Source organism: Paenibacillus sp. FSL H7-0942 (assembly GCF_045040715.1).
GTDB classification, from domain to species: domain Bacteria; phylum Bacillota; class Bacilli; order Paenibacillales; family Paenibacillaceae; genus Paenibacillus; species Paenibacillus amylolyticus.
In genome coordinates, this window is record NZ_CP150279.1 from 166,752 (window position 1) to 184,872 (window position 18,121).

Below are 18,121 nucleotides of genomic sequence, written 5' to 3' on the forward strand. Positions count from 1 at the left end.
AGATACCCATACTACTGCTTAACTAGAAAGGAACGTGTGCCGCCGGACTGGCGGCACAGCCGTTTCCTTGTTGATAGGAGGAAACCGACTTGACCACCACATACTTGAAGAGGTATTGGCAATTATACGCTCTGATTTCACTGCCCATTATCTACTTTTTAATCTTTCGTTATGGACCGATGTACGGTGTACAGATCGCCTTTAAGGACTTTAACCTGTTTCAGGGAATCAGCGGCAGTGAGTGGATCGGTTTTGATGCTTTTCGCGAAGTATTTGGAATGCGGGACTTCTACACGACATTGCGCAACACCTTTATGCTGAATTTTCTTGATCTGGTCGTTTCATTTCCAGCTCCTATTATTCTGGCGATCATGCTTTATGAAGTTCGATTCAAATGGTTCAAAAAAATCTCACAAACGATATTGTACATTCCTCACTTTATCTCATGGGTAATCATCGGGGGAATTGTGTACCAATTGTTCGGTAATCAATCCGGTATGGTTAACGGTGTACTGGAAAGCATGGGCTTAAATTCAATACCATTTTTGACAGAAAAAAATCCATGGCTTGTGACGTATCTCTTCACAGGTGTCTGGCAAAGTGCAGGATGGGGAACCATTCTATATCTGGCCGCATTAACCGGCGTCAACAAGGAATTGTTTGAAGCAGCTGAGATCGATGGAGCATCGCGGCTGAAGAGAATCTGGCATATTACATTGCCAAGTATTAAACCAACCATCGTGACCTTGCTTATTCTCAATCTTGGACATATGGTCAGCATCGGTTTTGATCGGCCTTATATCATTGGTAATACGGCCGTGCGTGAATATTCCGATGTACTCAGTACCTTTGTATACAGAGTTGGTCTTGAATCAGGACAATACACGCTGGCAACTGTCGTCGGACTGTTCCAAGCAGTGGTGGGACTCATATTCGTGCTAGGATCTAACTATATTTCGAAGAAAGCAACCGGTGAAGGTATTTTGTAGGTTTTGGATGAACGGAAGAGACGCCAATCGGCTTGTTTGTATAGACCATCAGTAAAGGAGCTGTGCGCATATGAGTGAACGCACCTCAAACCGGATTTTTGATATCGTTAATATCTCCTTTATCACCTTGTTTGTTATATTCTGCCTGGCTCCATTTCTGCACACGATCGCGATCTCATTCAGTTCTAACCGTGCGATTACGTCTGGCGAAGTGACCATATTCCCGAAAGAATTCAATTGGGATGCGTATATTCAGGTGTTCTCTGATCAGTCGATGATCTATTCACTGGGTTACACGACAGTTCTGACCATTGCTACTACTGTGCTGTGCATGGTGTTCACACTGGCAGCTGCATACCCGTTAACCAAGAAAAAACTGAAAGGGCGCAAGCTCTTCATGTATGTCATCATCATTACGATGTTCTTCAGTGGAGGGATCATCCCTGAGTACTTGCTCATTCGTGACCTGAACTTGCTTAATTCCGTGTGGGCACTGATTCTGCCGGGTCTGGTCAGTCCGTTTAACCTGATTATCCTGATTTCCTTCTTCAGAGGTATTCCTGAAAGTCTGGAAGAATCCGCTGAGATTGATGGTAGTTCCCATGTACACACGCTCTTCAAAATTATATTGCCACTATCCATGCCAGTACTGGCTACACTAGCGCTATTCTATGCGGTTGGACGCTGGAATGGGTTCCAGGATTCCCTGATGTATATTAATGATCCGAAGCTGTACCCGCTTCAACTGAAGTTATTCCAAATGGTACAGAACAATATGGTCAGCGAGCTTACCCAGATGGAGGGTGCTAACCGTACGCCATTGACTCCCGAGAGTCTCAAGGCCGCAACCGTTATTTTCGCAACCGTTCCGATTCTACTCGTTTATCCGTGGCTGCAAAAGTATTTTGTCAGTGGTGCGATGCTTGGCGCGGTAAAAGGTTGAGTTAAGGCTGATGTAAAAAGTTTAGCCAGAGGGAGGAGAAGGAAAACAGATGCAGCACATAGACAAGGGCGAATACTCATTCTCAACATGTTGGAACATCAGGAAACATCCCATAGGGGAAGATATGATTCGGGAGATTGCGGATCTCGGCTTTCGTCGGGTGGAGCTCAATTATAATGTGACGAAGGAGATGCTCACGACGATTGAGCCCATGATTGAGCGTGGAGAGATCGGAATTTCTAGTGTCCACAACACCTTTCCACATGATCCTGATCCAGACTACGGTACGGATTCCATCTTGCTTGGCTTCGAAGATGAAGTGAAACGCAAGCGGGCAATCGAACTGCTGGTAGAGTCGGCTGAATATGCCCAACGTTATGGGGGAGAAGCTGTTGTTGTACACCCGGGAGAAGTACCTTTTCCTGAGGATATCAGCAAAGACCTTGGAAAGATCTATAACGAGGAAGGCCCGGATTCACCGAAGTATCGGAGCAAATGGGCTGAATTGATGGAGCGGCGGGAAGCCCTCAGTTCAGGGTATGTGGAGAAAATTATCGCCAGTCTGGATGAGGTATGCAATCGGGCGGCAGCTAAAGGTCTGGATGTTCGTTTTGGTATCGAGACGAGATCCCGACCACAACAGATTCCTACCCTTGCCGAAGCCAAGACCATCATCACGGCCCTCAAAGGAGCTCCGGTTGGTATCTGGTACGATACAGGTCATGCCATCATGATGGACCGAATGGGCCTTTATGACAGTGTGGGAGAAATGCAAGGCCTGATGGATGATATCGTAGGGGTCCATATCCATGAGACACTTGGTCTCTCGGATCACTGGTGCCCGTATGTACACAGTAAGGATATGAACTTCTATGATGCCTATCTGCCGATGATTCGCCGGGCACAGGTGAAGGTGTATGAGTTGAAGTCTGCCTGTAAGGCAGAAGAGATTCATGAGAGTCATGACTTGCTAATGAAGAAGCTTGGAGTGACAGAGTAGGCGCGGTGATGTGGGAAACAGTTTGCATGTTCACAGCATGTGTTTAACGAATGTTTTCTCAGTGACGGAGACCCATAAATATGTAGTAAAACAAGCACAGATTTTCTAGCGACTTATGTAGAAATATGATATATACTGACGAGAAAAATGAACTCACCTACGGGCGGTATGAGTAGGCTTCCGGTCTGAATTGAAGGCACTGAAGCAACATACTCCGCACATCGGGAGAATGCATTGGTATGGAGGGGACTGCACATGTACAAACAACTGGTGGACAGTAATGACAGAGCGGTAGAAAGAGGCATATCCCGGCAGATGCTTGACCCGGAAAGCCGTTACTATGGAGGGACAATTGATCCCTTCACAGGTGTTGCCTGGGTCAACCATACGACTGGAACGCCCACGGATATGTGTTACTGGGGAGCTGCGCTCTCCAATCCGGACTCTATCTATTACCGGGATGAATCGTTGTTAAATCGACTGCTGTTAGCTACGGAATTTGTACTCCGCTTCCAGCATGAAGACGGTTCAATATCGCCTGGCTGGACCAATTACCATTCCCCTCCAGATACTGCATTTGTCGTTGTAGGGTATTCACAGTTGTATCAGCTTCTTCAGCAGCAAGAATGGGAGCCGCTTCAACCTGTATTGAACAATATGAGGCTGTTTCTGGAACGGACAATCCCAACCATGCTTACGGGAGGTTGTCATACGCCCAATCATCGCTGGGTGCTATGCGCGGCGCTTGGTTTCCTGCATGAAATATTTGATCTGGAGGAAGCTGTGCAGCGCGCAGAGCAGTGGATGGATGAAGGCATGGATATTACACCTGATGGGGAGTGGACAGAACGGAGCAATGGGATATACAGCGCAGTTAGCGACATCATGTTAGTTCATGCTGCGCGCCTGCTCAATCGTCCTGAACTGCTGGAACCAGTGAGGCTTAATCTCCGCATGATGGTGTATCTTGTCCATCCTACGGGTGAAATTGTTACGGACTATTCAGGACGACAGGATCTGGGCAGTGTTCATGATCTGTCACCTTATTATCTGCCTTATGCCATTTTGGCTCGGCTGGACGGTGATCCACTCTTAGCCGGTATGGCAGCCTGGGCTGGAGATACATTGACAGATCCGGGAGTATGTTCGGTGAATACGCTCATTCGATTAATGCTTGAGCCGGAGCTTCAACAGACCAATGACACACGTGATGCATTACCGGAACAGTATGAGGTCATGCTGAATGAACATTTTGTACGGGGAGAATATCTGGAGCAGATGGACGCAGTAGGGCATCACGGTCGTATTTCGCACAGTCGGATGCATACGGATTTTGGTGCTCCGGTAGCCCGAATTCGGGATGGTGCTACAAGTGTGACTGTGATGACAGAAGTTCCTTCTTTCTTCGCGCTTCGTCATGGCAAGGTGCGCCTGCTGGCTGTGCAACTGGCCTCTTACTTTAATCCAGGGTATGTACCTATGCAGCAAATGACGAGGCTGTCCGAAGGCTATCGACTAACTGGTGAGCAGAAAAAAGGTTATTACGGCCCAATCCCTGCGAACCTGCTTCCAGAATCGGCTGCATCAGATATAAGTCCATGGTATTTGTTACCTCATCAGAGTCGTCAGCTTACTCATGAGCAGACATTCCGTGTAGGAGCAGAATTACAGCCAACGGAAAACGGATGGAACATGCATCTATCTGGACAGGAACCGGAGGACATTATGATGCAGTTATCCTTTGTATTCGGAAGCGAAGGTGAGCTGACCTGTGAGGACGCGATTGAAACGAGTGAGGGTCACTATTTGTGGAAAGGCGGTACATTACGCTATACCTGCGGAGAAGACTGGCTGGAGATCACCGGGGGCGAACTGGGTCATCTGGCGGCAACGGTACGTGAGGCAAAACTGCCGGACAAGTGTAAGGTTGTGCTGGTCAATTTCATGACGCCGTTTGATAAAACCCTTCAAATTTCACTTTCTCCTTCGATGGCGTCGAAGATCTAGATTTATTAGATATTTAAGCCATAATAGTTAGAAGACCGAGCCCAAATGCTCGGTCTTCTTTTTTTACGAACGACGAATGACTGCAATTAACGTTCTAAAATGATATTCCCACTGTCCAGCTCAGTCCAGTAATGTATGAACTATGATCATTTCAGTTGCTCTAACGCAGTTTCGATTGGTTTAGTGAACAGAGGATCATCTTTGGTTTTGCTCCAGTAAACAATAAAAACATTTCCTTTCTCATATAGAAAAGGGAATGTTGTAAATTGGGCGCTTTCCATGTGTTTATTGAAGTCTTTTGTCCCGTTGATGCGATCCTTTTCAGAATTGAAAATATAAAAATGTATAAATTCAGGGCTATATGGTTCTTCTTCTACGGGCACTTCAACGGAGTACACCTCAGGTACAACATCATTTAATTTCAAAGGATACCCGGTTATACCAAAGGACACTAAATCCAGTTCTTGAGACTCGAGCGCGCTCAGTACATCCTCTAATGTGAACTTATTTTCTATGTTTTCTATATCTTTTGAACATCCATTCAAAGCAAACAAGCATATTAAGATGAATATAAGTGGTTTTATCTTTGAGATCCTCAATATAACATCCCCTTAAAATATTTATTTTTTATTACATACGCGAAAAAGAGGCTGACCGTCAGAGCTAATATACGTTGTTTAATTTTTAATGGAGATAAACCACTAAAAAGGACAATAAGGATAATAATACCATAGACTACACTCGTATTATTATAACCGGACCGAATCCAGTTAGATGCCGCGTAACCGACAAGAATAGACTAATGCAATACTGCAAAGAGAGCCTATGGTAAGTGAGTGTAGGAGTCTCTAGGTAAACATGGTTTTCCTTTGAATAAACAACGCTCCAAGGTGATAGGTTTCCGCAAAATGGAATATCATCTTCTTTTGCATTTTTTTCATAAACGACATGAAACTACATATTGAGAAGTGGGCCTTAAGATGTGGTATACTGAAGAGTATGAATGAAATGCAAAGAGGAGGTGCCTTGGAAGATGAAGGGCAAGCTAGTGCGGGCTGAGGGACACCTTGCCAATATTATACCGATTCACTTGGATGCTTCTTTCTTCTTTGAAAGAGCTGTCCGCTCGCTGGACCGTAATCATGTCGACAAGGCATTAAAATATTTTCGCAAAGCTGTTGAATACGAACCGGAAAATCCGGTAAATCATTGTAATATGGCGGGTATATTATCGGAGAAGGGGGATTACGAAGCCTCCAATGCCATTCTGGCTAACGTGCTGGAAGTGGTAGATCCGTCGATGACGGAATGTTATTTTTATATGGCGAACAATTATGCAAATATGGATCGGTTTGAGGAAGCCGAGCAAGCACTTGTTACCTATCTGGAGGAGGACACTCAAGGTCAGTTCATGACGGAAGCCGAAGAGATGATGGAGCTTCTGTATTATGAGCTGGATCGTCCGACCAAACTGAATCGAATCAAATCACGCAAAGGTGTAGTGGAGCACGATCAGGCACGGGAACTGCTGGAAGAAGGAAAATTTGCACAGGCTGCTGAATTGCTCGAAGGCATGTCTTCTGATTATCCTGATTACTTGGCTGCCCGTAACAATCTGGCACTCGCCTACTATTATATGGGTCTGTTTCCCAAAGCAAAAGAGACCATTGCCGAAGTGCTTGAACAGGAACCAGGTAATCTGCATGCACTCTGTAATTTGGCCATTTTCCATCAAAATGAGAACCGGGCTGATCAAGTGCTGCTTCTGATCAAAAAATTGCGGGTCATCGTGCCCTTCCAGCACGAACAAGTCTACAAACTGGCGACAACGATGGGAATTCTGGGCCAACACGATACGGCTTATGTTCACTTCCGGCGTTTGCTCAAGGACGAAGAGACAGCTGCTGATCCGGCACTTGCTCACTATGCAGCAGTGGCGGCTTATAATACAGAACGTTATGATGCTGCTGAGCGTTTATGGCATCATGTGTCCAAGCTTGATCCGGGTTCCGAAGTATCCCGGTATTATCTGTCAGGTCTTGAGGCTGTAAAACAAGGCGAGCAAGAGCCAGAGAAGCTGAGCTATCACTATCATCTGCCATTTGATGAGCAATTCAGACAGTGGGAGAACTACGGTAGTGGCATACCTGAAGAAATGAAGAATGATCCACTGATTCGCTCATCCTTCTTCTGGGCATTGCGTCATGGTGATCGGGCAACCAAGCTACAGGTTATTCATGCGCTTGGGATGATCGGTGACTATGAGGTGCAACAGGCTCTGCAATCCTTTATTGAAGAGCCTGGAGAAGAACAGGATCTGCTTGAGGTAGCACAAACTGTACTGAACGGATTGAAATCGGCTGAACATGAGGATCGGAATACTCAGGTGGTTCGACCCTTTTCTCCTGTAGCCTTGAAGTCTATTGGGAAGGTTCAATCCACATCAGAACAATCGGACACTGGTTCAACCTCCCATTGGCAGGCGGTTGTTGATCGTGCGTTACAGATGTCTGAAGCAAAGGCTGAGTTGCAGCAAGAGATGGAACGGCTCTGGACGGATTATGTATCCCGGGTACATCCGGAAGTTCCGGGTACGAAGCAGATTGAGGGTTGGGCTGCAGGACTTGAATATTTGGCAGCGAAGAATCACAGTCGGCCCGTTACCTATCAAAGCATTGCTGAGCGGTATGGGATATCGGCATCAACGGTTAGCAAGTATGCTAAACAGATTCATTCGGTTTGTAACAGCAAGCCACCACTAGTATAGAAAGTTCGCTTCAACTCGTTTTCAGAAAGACATCAACAGGTGAAGGATACAACAACCGGGAAAACGGGTAAACTTAACGAATGGGCTTCGTAAACGCCTGTAGGATATCATCTTGGCAAGTTCATCGCTAGTACAACACATTCTCACCTTAATTAAGGAGGCTGTATCTATATGTCTAAATACAGAACGATTGTGATCGGAACGGGACCTGCGGGTCTGACAGCAGCGATATATCTGGCTCGTGCTAATCTGAAACCACTGGTTATCGAAGGTCTTCAGCCGGGTGGTCAATTGACGACGACAACGGAAGTTGAGAATTTCCCCGGTTTCCCGCAAGGTATCATGGGTCCGGAACTGATGGACAACATGCGTAAGCAAGCTGAACGTTTTGGAGCGGAATTCAAAAACGGTTGGGTGGAAGAGGTTGATTTCAGCAAACCGCCCTTCAAGGTCAAAGTTGGAGGAATCGGTGAACTGGAAGCTGAATCGATCATTATCTCCACAGGTGCTTCCGCTCGTTATCTCGGTATTCCGGGCGAGCAGGAAAATGTGGGACGTGGTGTAAGTACATGCGCGACATGTGACGGCTTCTTCTTCCGAGGCAAAAAAATCGTGGTCGTGGGCGGTGGAGACTCCGCGATGGAGGAAGCGAGTTTCCTGACTCGTTTTGCAACAGACGTGACATTGGTTCACCGCCGGGATGAATTACGTGCATCCAAGATTATGCAGGATCGGGCTCGCAGCAATGAAAAGGTGAAGTGGGCGTTGAACCGTACTCCACTCGAGGTCGTACCAGAAGCTTTGGGTGTCAAAGGGCTGAAAGTGCGCAACAACGAGACGGGGCAGGAAGAGTTGCTTGAAGCAGATGGCGTATTCGTTGCCATTGGTCACACACCGAATACCGGATTCCTGGGTAATGCGATTGCACTTGACGAACATGGCTATGTTGTCGTTAAACCCGGAACAACGGAGACCAATATTCCAGGTGTATTTGCCTGTGGCGATGTTCAAGATACGAAGTATCGTCAAGCTATTACGGCTGCAGGATCAGGATGTATGGCCGCGATGGATTGTGAGAAGTTCCTTGAAGGAAGCATTGTCCATGATTGGAGCGAAACGTTGGATAAATAAGCATTACATGCGTGAGGTTAGGCATATGCTGGGAATAAGAGACAACGGGAAGTCTCATGAAATGAGAGAAGCCGGAAGGCTTCTCTTTTTTTGAAACTACAGTGGGCATGAGATCGTATACATATAGGGCATATTAGCTGTGAGGTGAAGATTTTGGGGGAAATGATAAAAGATTGGTTACAGAATGCGACAGTGAGACGATTTTTAATCCTGCTCTTGTTCTGTTTAATTTTGTTCAGTATGGGGAGTATGCTGCACATGATTCTGCTGTTGTTCCTGGTGACGTATGTCATGAACAGGTTACAGCATTTCATTACAGGTGGTTTGAATCGGTTGTTTCCAATCAATTATAAAGTTGTGGTCATCCTACTCTATATGATTGTGATCGCAGTCATTGTGCTTGGCATTTCCAGATATTCACCACGGATCGTGGATCAGGTCGTCCAGTTGACAAACGAGATTATGAAATTTCTGGATAGTGCAGACGGTGATAATTTTGCGTCCAAAATTGCGGGTTATCTTCAATCCTTCGATATTAAAAATTACACCAATGATGCATTGAAATATATTTTCGCTTTGAGCAAATGGCTGGAGTTTATTCTGCTCGTCATCATTCTGAGTCTGTTCTTCTTGTTGCAGAAGCAGGAGATATCCAAGTTCACGTCCAAGTTCAAAACAAGTAAAATTGGATGGTTCTACAATGAAGTTGCTTATCTGGGAGACAAGTTCGTATCTTCTTTTGGTAAAGTCATTGAGGCACAGCTTCTTATTGCGGTGTTTAATACGGTACTGACGATACTGGGCTTATGGATTCTGGGTTTCCCGTATCTGTTCGCTCTGACCATTCTGGTGTTCATGCTCAGTCTGGTTCCCGTTGCGGGGGTTATCATCTCACTTGTACCGCTCTGTCTGATTGGGTATCAGATGGGTGGACTGAAATTAAGCATTATTGTGATCATCATGATTATTGTTATTCATGCTTTGGAGACGTACTTCCTGAATCCAAAACTGATGGCACACAAGACCAAATTGCCAATGTTCTACACCTTTATCGTACTAATTCTGTCGCAACACTTCCTGGGGATCTGGGGACTGATCATTGGTATTCCGATCTTTGTCTTCCTGCTCGATATTCTGGATGTGAACAAGATGGAGAAGACGGAAGAGCCGGTACGTGTGGAAACGAAGTTATAACGTAGAAAAATCAACTGAGTCAGCCCAATTTCTACAATTTCAGATTTTCATAAAAGTAAGGGAGCCTTCCTGTGGATGGAAGGCTCTTTTTTTGTTCGCAATACCGTCATTAGATAGCTTTCTGCGTAAGAATGACAGGTGGTGGGGTACATAAGACGAGTCACCACTCTGAGGGGACGATGTTGATCTTTTATGAATGGAACGAGTGAAGATGCAATATCATGAGTTGAGGCTTCCTCTGTTATAGAGGAAGGAATAAAGCGTGCGTTTATAAATGAAGGTAATGAGGATGTATACGTATTCAAAAACGGTGTGTGATGTTGTTCACAACCCCGGCGGAGCAGGAGGTACTAGAGGTCTTCTCGTCTTGACCCAGGCGTATCCTTCAATTATAGTTGGTACGTAGGACTTAAACTATTTTAGATAGATAAAGGTGGCTTGCAGCATGTCTGAGAAAATCTACGTTGGGGTCGATCTCGGCGGAACAGCAATCAAGGTCGGTATATGCGATGAACAAGGTCAGCTAATGCATACGTATGAAGGACCGACTGAAGTGGATAAGGGCGTAGACACGGTCATCGCCAACATCGAGAAGTATGTCCGACATATCGTAGCCGAATCATCTTACAGTTGGGAACAGCTTGAGGGTGTAGGTGCTGGGGTGGCCGGTTTCACGAATGTACGCGAGGGAATTATCGTTCATGCCCCTAACATCGGATTTCGGAATGTGGCCATTCGTTCGATTCTGGAAGAACGTCTGGGCAAGCCAATCAAAATAGATAACGATGCAAACGTGGCTGCACTGGGTGAAGTCTGGGCAGGTGCGGGTAAAGGTGTAGACAACTGCGTATGTTATACACTCGGTACGGGTGTTGGCGGAGGCTTGATCCTGAATGGTAATATTTATCAGGGTTTCTCCGGTATGGCGGGAGAACTGGGTCATATCAGTGTTGTACCTGATCTGGAAGCCATCAAATGCGGTTGTGGTAAAATGGGATGTGTAGAAACAGTATCGTCTGCAACGGGTATTATCCGTATGGCAAAGGATGCCGTAGAGCGCGGGGATCATACGTCACTGGCACTCGTCGACAAGATTGCAGCCAAAGAAGTATTTGATGCTGCCAAGGCAGGCGATGAAGTGGCACAGCGCATTGTGAATCGTGCGGCCTTTTACCTGGGCAAGTCCATGGCTACTGTAGCAGCTGTCATTAACCCGGAGATGTTCATCATCGGTGGTGGCGTATCCAAAGCGGGCAATTTCTTATTTGATGAAATCCGTACTGTGTTTGCTAAGCTGACGCCAGAACCGTTGCAAGATGGGGTTCAGATTCTGGAAGCTACACTTGGTAATAATGCAGGTATTGTGGGTGCAGCAGGTCTTCTCTTGCGTTCCTAGTATCCTCGTAACAATATATGAAGACAGCAATATGATAAGGAGGGGACATTTATGCTTGAAGGTGAAGGATCACCAGGCACAGGCGCCACGCTCATTATCATTACGGGCATGTCCGGAGCAGGTAAAACCATTGCAGTACAAAGCCTGGAGGATCTGGGTTTCTTCTGTGTGGATAATCTGCCGCCGGTATTGATTCCAAAATTTGCGGAACTAATTGAACAGTCAAACGGCAAGATTGGTAAGGTTGCATTGGTTATCGATCTGCGCGGGCGTGAATTCTTTACGGCTCTGTCCGAGTCTTTGAACTATATTAAAGATCATTTTACCATTCATTGCGAGATTTTATTCCTGGATGCTACAGATTCTGTACTTGTTCAGCGTTACAAAGAAAGCAGGCGCAGACATCCTCTGGCTCCTGAGGGCATGCCGCTGGACGGCATCCGACTGGAACGCAAGATGTTGGAGGAACTCAAAAACTCTGCGACTCAGGTACTGAATACAAGTACAATGAAGCCTGCTCAACTGAAAGAACGCATCATATCCCGTTTTTCTCATCTGGAAAGCCAAATGCTGTCGGTGAATATTACATCGTTTGGATTCAAGTATGGCATTCCGATTGATGCTGATCTGGTGTTTGATGTACGTTTTTTACCGAATCCGCATTATATTGATCATTTGCGACCAAATACGGGACAGAATAGTGATGTGTATGAATATGTTATGAAATGGCCAGAGACACAGGCGTTTCTGACCAAGCTGCTGGATATGCTGCATTTCCTGATTCCGCAATACCGGAAGGAAGGCAAAAGCCAGGTTATTATTGGAATCGGCTGTACCGGAGGCAAGCATCGTTCGGTAGCAATATCGGAATATTTGGGCAAGATGTTGGGAAGCAGCGAGACAGAAGCTGTTACCGTGAGCCATCGCGACGCTGACCGGGACCGTCATTGAAGAGGGTGAAGGGATGAAAGAGGCCGGACCACGAAGAGAACGTCCGAGAATAGTTGTAATGGGCGGCGGAACCGGATTATCCGTGATGTTGCGCGGTTTGAAAGAGAAGCCGCTGGATATCACGGCCATCGTCACAGTTGCAGATGACGGTGGAAGTTCAGGCATCCTGCGCAATGAGCTACAGATGCCGCCTCCGGGCGACATTCGCAACGTGCTTACGGCACTGGCTGATGTAGAACCATTGCTTTCAGATATGTTGAAGTACCGTTTCAATACAGGCGCGGGGCTTGCAGGCCACAGCTTGGGAAATTTGATTTTGGCTGCAATGACGGATATTTCGGGCGACTTTGTGACCGCAGTGCGGGAGCTTAGCCGCGTGTTTGCCGTTCGAGGTGAGGTATTGCCAGCCGCAGGCCAGGCCGTTGTGTTGCATGCCGAGATGGAAGATGGGACAATTATTACAGGTGAGTCCAAAATTCCTGAGGCGGGTGGACGCATCAAACGTGTTTTCCTTGAACCGGATCACGTGGAGCCGTTGCCAGAGGCAGTAGAGGCCATTCGTCAAGCTGATGCTATTCTGATCGGGCCAGGCAGCCTCTATACAAGCATCCTTCCCAATTTACTCGTACCTAAGCTTGCAGAAGCTGTGGTAGAGGCTGATGCGGTGAAGATGTTTATCTGTAATGTGATGACACAGCCGGGAGAAACAGATAACTATACGGTAAGTGACCACCTTAAGGCGGTACACGAGCATATAGGTCATCAGCTCTTCGACTATGTTATCGTAAATAATGGTGATATTCCGCTGCAAGTGCAAAATAAGTATGCGGAAAAAGGAGCAAAACCGGTTGTACTGGATATGAATGTACTCGAAAGTGCCGGCTATCAGGTGGTTGCAGATACCCTTGTTCTGTTCAAAACCTATCTGCGTCATGATGCTGACAAGTTAAGTCATCACATCTACCAACTGGTACAAAATTGGATGTTACGGAAGAGGTGAAGTCCCATGTCGTTTGCAGCACAGACCAAAAAAGAGTTAACCATGATCGAGAGCGAACCGTGCTGCGAAAAGGCGGAACTTTCAGCCCTCATCCGTATGCTTGGTGCAGTGCAGTTATCGAATAAAAAAGTAATCTTGGATATTTCGACGGAGAATGCCGCGATTGCAAGACGGGCATACTCTCTGCTTAAAAAGCATTTTCAAGTGCATACGGAATTACTGGTCCGCAAAAAAATGCGGCTGAAAAAGAACAATGTATATATTGTTCGTATTCCAACCATGGTACAGGAGATTCTCAATAGTCTTCATATTGTATCTGAGGGCTTTCTCTTTACCCCAGGGATCAGTACGGAATTGTTTCAGCAAAACTGTTGTAAACGGGCCTATCTTCGCGGTGCATTTCTGGCCGGTGGATCGGTTAATAATCCGGAAGGTTCCTCGTACCACCTGGAGATTGCGTCTATGTATGAAGAGCACTGTCAGGCACTGGTTGACCTGGCCAATGAATTTCATCTGAATGCACGGTGTATAGAACGGAAAAAAGGATTCATCCTATACATTAAGGAAGGCGAGAAAATCATTGAGCTGCTCAGCATCATTGGTGCTCATCAGGCCTTGTTCAAGTTTGAAGATGTACGAATTATGCGCGACATGCGTAACTCCGTTAACCGGATTGTCAATTGTGAGACCGCCAACCTGAACAAAACCATTGGAGCGGCGGTAAGACAAATCGATAATATTCGGTTGTTGCAAAAGGAAGTTGGTCTGGAATCGCTGCCTGAGAAGCTTCGCGAAGTGGCGGAAGTTCGACTCGCTCATCCAGATATCAATTTGAAGGAAGTGGGCGAACTCCTTAAAGGTACAGTTAGCAAGTCGGGAGTGAACCATCGGCTTCGTAAAATTGATGAGCTGGCTGAGAAAGTACGCACAGAACGTTATGGTTGAGACGGAGTGGGGTAAAGTAACAAGGTCGGCTGTTTCTGCTGAACAGAAAAGTCGGGGAAGTCAACCGTTAAGGAACTAGGGGACTTACTTAGGTCATTGGATGCGCTGTGCAAAAGATGAAATTAGGGCAAAATAATGTCCGTCAAAGCACCCTGAGTTTTTTCTTCTAGTGTCCTGCACGGGTTAATGGTATAATGTTGTATAAATATAATTGTGTATTTAATGTCCAGATTTCATAATAGGGGGTAAGTTTCCATGACAAAGCACCCGGTAGTTGTCCGTTTGAAAACGGGTCTCCATGCCAGACCTGCGGCACTGTTCGTTCAAGAAGCGAATAAGTACTCGTCTGAAGTGTTCGTCGAGAAGGACGACAAAAAAGTTAATGCAAAAAGTATCATGGGGATCATGAGCCTTGCAATTAGCACAGGTACGGAAATCCAGATTAGTGCAGAAGGCGCGGATGCCGAACAGGCTGTAAACGCTTTAGTTAGTCTGGTAAGCAAGGAAGAGCTCGAAAACCAATAAGACATGATCAATCCATTGAAGAAGTCCCGAAAGGGGCTTTTTTGCGTTATTGACGTATTTGCTATCGTCAAGTGCAACATTATGGAATTTGTCCCGTCTGTTAAGGTATCAAATCGTTTAAAGTTTGAGATGTTAACACATAAGGAGGCTATCGTGATGGGTAAACAATGGATGAAACCGTTTGGTGCGGTGCTGGTGGCAAGTACGTTGCTTGTTGGAGGAACAGCATGGGTTGCACCAGGTAACTATGCTTACGCTGCAGAGGTTCAGGGAGTACAACAGAATGTGATTAATGTTGTGGGTAAAGGTGAGATTCAGGTGAAGCCTGATATCGCGTATCTGTCCATTGGTGTGAACAGTACTGCAGAGACAGCTGCATCTGCTCAAAAAGCGAATGCTGCCAAAGTTCAAAAAGTATCCAATTTGCTGAAGAACACGTGGAAGATCAGTGCAGACGACATTCAAACGAGTCAGTTCTCTGTACAACCCAACTATACGTATAGTGAAAAAGACGGACAACAAATTAAAGGATATACAGCGCATCATACGCTGACAGTCACATATCGTCAGATGGACAAGATTGGCGAGTTGCTCGATGCTGCTTCGGGTGCGGGTGCCAACAATATTGAAAACGTACGCTTTACTGTAGAAAATCCGGAAAGTTATGAATCCCAAGTGATTGAAAAAGCTGTTGCCAATGCAGATGTGAAAGCTGGCGCCATTGCAAAAGCAGTTAAACGTCAACTGGGTGCTGTTCTTTCAGTAAGCCAAGGTGATGCCAATGTGCCTGTATTCTATGCAAGCGAGGCGTTGATGTCCAAAGCACAAGATACAGCAGGTGGTACTGAGATTGAAACAGGCCAGGTTAAAGTAAGTACAATCCTGAATATCACGTATGAAATGAAATAAACAAGATCGAACTAAGGATTGTAAACTCAAGAACCTTTTTAAGTGTCATGTGAAGGGTACAACGAAATAATGACAAAGACTTTGTCCTGTGGACAGAGTCTTTTTTTGTTGGAAAAGCAAACTTTGATGAAGTTATATAGAAGGGTACCTTTTTGAAGCAACATGAAATGCTGTATATTGGTATCTTTTTTGTATAGTTGTTCGTGACAAAAAGGTCATATCCCCTTATATTTTCCTACTGATATTCATCAACATTGTAACTCGAGCTGTAAACCTTTCCGAAATCGGGTTAATTATAATAGAGAGGTGGCGTATGAGATATGCGATCAGGTCAGGATTACATACGCAATGATCCCTAATTGTGAATTCGGAGAGGAGTTTTATATATGACATCATGGAAAAAATGGACAAGTGCATTGCTCGCAGCAGGAATTATTGTAGGTAGCGGTTCGGTGTGGCAGGACAGTTCGGTTCAGGCGGCATCGGTATCCTCGAAAGTGACAACCACAGCTGAGGTGACCCTGAAGTCGGGTGGAAAAACACTGACTCAAAAAGGACTTCTTCAAGGTGGTTCAACTTGGGTATCTCTTACGGCAGTTAAAGATGTGGCAGGTGGAACGCTGAAATATGATGCGAAAACCAAAGAGTACGCTTTGACAGCAGCCAATAACACAATGACGATCAGCCTATTGGATGGCGAGCCGAGTGTTCGAATTAACAACTATTATCCTCAAGTGGACGCAAAGCTGATCAACGGCAGATTATATATCCCATTCTCGGCAATGAGAGATTATCTGGGTGTACAGGGGAATTGGGATAGCAAAACCAAAACGTTGACACTCAGCAAAGTGAAACAAAATAACGTTAAAATTAAAGCGGCAACAGTTAATGTTACTGTAAAAAATGCTGAAGTAGATGTTCAATATCCGCAAGTGAGTGGACTTGCCAGCAAAGAAGCTGAAGCGGCGATCAACAAAGTGTTGAAAGACGAAGTGGATGCGTATGTAGCTGACTTCAAGAAACAGACATCTGAATTCGGCGGTGCAACAGCCAACCGTCCATATGCATTTGAGAGCTCCTATGTAGTGACGTACAACGAAAAAGGCGTGCTGGGACTCATTACACAACGATACGAAGATTATGCTGGCGCTCATGGTATGACGTACCGTACGGGCCACACCTTTGCACTGGACACAGGTAAGGAGCTTACGTTAGATGATGTGCTGCAAAATAACAAAACCATGCGCGAGACGTTGAGTAAAAAAGTGGGTGAACAACTGAAAGCCCGCGGTGGATACCTCGACGGTTATAAAGGGTTAAATAAAGATCAAGATTTCTATGTGACACCAACGGGTGTAGTTGTGTTCTTCCAGTTGTATGAGTATACGGCGTACGCAGAGGGATTCCCTGAAATGCCATTTACGTACAAAGAGCTTCTCCCTAAAGGCACGGAACCTTTCAATAATGTAAATGGAACCAAATAAAGAATCATTATTATGCACTCTTAAGTTTTCTTCCTTATAAAATGAAAAAAGAAGCCCCCATCATAATTATGATGAGGGCTTCTTCTCGTATAGACAACACAATTATATGTTGCTGATTACGTTAGGTGTTGATTATGTTAACGCATAGACCGTGGTCTACGTCACACTTAGATGCCTTGTGATCCTACGTTTTCGATGACTTTATCAATGATACCGTAATCGGCGGCTTCAGCAGCACTCATGAAGTAGTCACGATCTGTATCTTTCTCAATCCGCTCCAGCGGTTGACCTGAACGCTCAGAGATGATGCGGTTCAACGTATCACGCATTTTCAGGATGCGGCGAGCACGGATTTCGATGTCAGAAGCCTGACCTTGTGCACCACCAAGTGGTTGGTGAATCATAATTTCACTGTTTGGTAATGCAAAACGTTTACCTTTTGCACCGGCATTCAACAAGAATGCACCCATGGAAGCCGCCATACCTACACAGATGGTAGATACATCCGGTTTGATGAATTGCATTGTATCGTAAATCGCCATACCGGCTGTAATCGATCCGCCTGGGCTGTTGATGTATAAGTGAATGTCTTTCTCCGGATCTTCCGCAGCCAGGAACAACATCTGTGCCATAATGGCATTAGCCACTACGTCATTAACATCGCTACCAAGGAAAATAATACGATCCTTCAGCAATCTGGAGTAGATGTCGTAGGCGCGCTCACCCCGGTTGCTCTGTTCAACGACCATTGGAATAAAACTCACGTGAAAAACCTCCTTGGAATGTAAATGTTATTGGTGTTTATACTTAAACTGTTACCGTATTACCCACATAATAAACAATTCCAAACAAAAAGTCAAAGAAAGTCAAACTAACTTGC

General features: G+C 45.5%; 16 protein-coding genes. 14 read left to right on the forward strand and 2 right to left on the reverse strand.

Going from position 1 to position 18,121, the window contains the following annotated elements; translation table 11 throughout:
* Window positions 1-89 precede the first annotated feature (89 nt).
* From MHI48_RS00825 to MHI48_RS00840, 4 genes are all read left to right on the forward strand, one after another.
* Window positions 90-989, forward strand: coding sequence for a sugar ABC transporter permease (locus MHI48_RS00825; protein WP_036616191.1), 900 nt, complete (start codon window positions 90-92; stop codon window positions 987-989).
* A gap of 70 nt (window positions 990-1,059) precedes the next feature.
* Complete coding sequence (locus MHI48_RS00830) at window positions 1,060-1,932, forward strand: carbohydrate ABC transporter permease (RefSeq protein WP_036616194.1); 873 nt, start codon at window positions 1,060-1,062, stop codon at window positions 1,930-1,932.
* A gap of 49 nt (window positions 1,933-1,981) precedes the next feature.
* Complete coding sequence (locus MHI48_RS00835; protein ID WP_036674754.1) at window positions 1,982-2,932, forward strand: sugar phosphate isomerase/epimerase; 951 nt, start codon at window positions 1,982-1,984, stop codon at window positions 2,930-2,932.
* A gap of 255 nt (window positions 2,933-3,187) precedes the next feature.
* The gene (locus tag MHI48_RS00840; RefSeq protein WP_405142742.1) at window positions 3,188-4,939 is read left to right on the forward strand and encodes a hypothetical protein; all 1,752 of its coding nucleotides are present in this window, start codon (window positions 3,188-3,190) and stop codon (window positions 4,937-4,939) included.
* 146 nt (window positions 4,940-5,085) lie between these two features.
* On the opposite strand, the gene MHI48_RS00845 is transcribed toward MHI48_RS00840, so the two are convergent.
* Complete coding sequence (locus tag MHI48_RS00845) at window positions 5,086-5,538, reverse strand: hypothetical protein (protein ID WP_076329605.1); 453 nt, start codon at window positions 5,536-5,538, stop codon at window positions 5,086-5,088.
* A 434-nt stretch (window positions 5,539-5,972) separates the two neighbouring features.
* Here MHI48_RS00845 and MHI48_RS00850 point away from each other — a divergent pair, with 434 nt between their 5' ends.
* From MHI48_RS00850 to MHI48_RS00895, 10 genes are all read left to right on the forward strand, one after another.
* Window positions 5,973-7,706 carry a lipopolysaccharide assembly protein LapB gene (locus MHI48_RS00850; protein ID WP_076329606.1) on the forward strand — a complete coding sequence of 578 codons (1,734 nt, stop codon included), beginning with the start codon at window positions 5,973-5,975 and terminating at the stop codon, window positions 7,704-7,706.
* Between the two features lie 171 nt (window positions 7,707-7,877).
* The gene (gene trxB / locus MHI48_RS00855) at window positions 7,878-8,837 is read left to right on the forward strand and encodes a thioredoxin-disulfide reductase (RefSeq protein WP_036674745.1); all 960 of its coding nucleotides are present in this window, start codon (window positions 7,878-7,880) and stop codon (window positions 8,835-8,837) included.
* A gap of 162 nt (window positions 8,838-8,999) precedes the next feature.
* Window positions 9,000-10,031 (forward strand): AI-2E family transporter, encoded by a 1,032-nt coding sequence (locus MHI48_RS00860; protein WP_036616412.1) that lies wholly within the window; start codon window positions 9,000-9,002, stop codon window positions 10,029-10,031.
* 445 nt (window positions 10,032-10,476) lie between these two features.
* Window positions 10,477-11,427 carry an ROK family glucokinase gene (locus MHI48_RS00865; RefSeq protein WP_405142745.1) on the forward strand — a complete coding sequence of 317 codons (951 nt, stop codon included), beginning with the start codon at window positions 10,477-10,479 and terminating at the stop codon, window positions 11,425-11,427.
* Window positions 11,428-11,478: 51 nt separating this feature from the next.
* Window positions 11,479-12,378, forward strand: coding sequence for an RNase adapter RapZ (rapZ, locus tag MHI48_RS00870; protein WP_017691251.1), 900 nt, complete (start codon window positions 11,479-11,481; stop codon window positions 12,376-12,378).
* A 13-nt stretch (window positions 12,379-12,391) separates the two neighbouring features.
* Window positions 12,392-13,378 carry a YvcK family protein gene (yvcK, locus tag MHI48_RS00875; RefSeq protein ID WP_017691250.1) on the forward strand — a complete coding sequence of 329 codons (987 nt, stop codon included), beginning with the start codon at window positions 12,392-12,394 and terminating at the stop codon, window positions 13,376-13,378.
* 6 nt (window positions 13,379-13,384) lie between these two features.
* Window positions 13,385-14,323, forward strand: a complete 939-nt coding sequence (gene whiA, locus MHI48_RS00880; RefSeq protein ID WP_036616210.1) for a DNA-binding protein WhiA — start codon at window positions 13,385-13,387, stop codon at window positions 14,321-14,323.
* A gap of 255 nt (window positions 14,324-14,578) precedes the next feature.
* Window positions 14,579-14,848 carry an HPr family phosphocarrier protein gene (locus MHI48_RS00885; RefSeq protein ID WP_017691248.1) on the forward strand — a complete coding sequence of 90 codons (270 nt, stop codon included), beginning with the start codon at window positions 14,579-14,581 and terminating at the stop codon, window positions 14,846-14,848.
* A gap of 156 nt (window positions 14,849-15,004) precedes the next feature.
* Window positions 15,005-15,757, forward strand: coding sequence for an SIMPL domain-containing protein (locus tag MHI48_RS00890; protein WP_047841458.1), 753 nt, complete (start codon window positions 15,005-15,007; stop codon window positions 15,755-15,757).
* 386 nt (window positions 15,758-16,143) lie between these two features.
* The gene (locus MHI48_RS00895; protein WP_036616213.1) at window positions 16,144-17,241 is read left to right on the forward strand and encodes a stalk domain-containing protein; all 1,098 of its coding nucleotides are present in this window, start codon (window positions 16,144-16,146) and stop codon (window positions 17,239-17,241) included.
* Window positions 17,242-17,408: 167 nt separating this feature from the next.
* Here the strand turns inward: MHI48_RS00895 and clpP are convergent, their stop codons facing one another.
* Window positions 17,409-18,005 carry an ATP-dependent Clp endopeptidase proteolytic subunit ClpP gene (gene clpP, locus MHI48_RS00900; protein ID WP_017691245.1) on the reverse strand — a complete coding sequence of 199 codons (597 nt, stop codon included), beginning with the start codon at window positions 18,003-18,005 and terminating at the stop codon, window positions 17,409-17,411.
* Window positions 18,006-18,121: the final 116 nt, after the last annotated feature.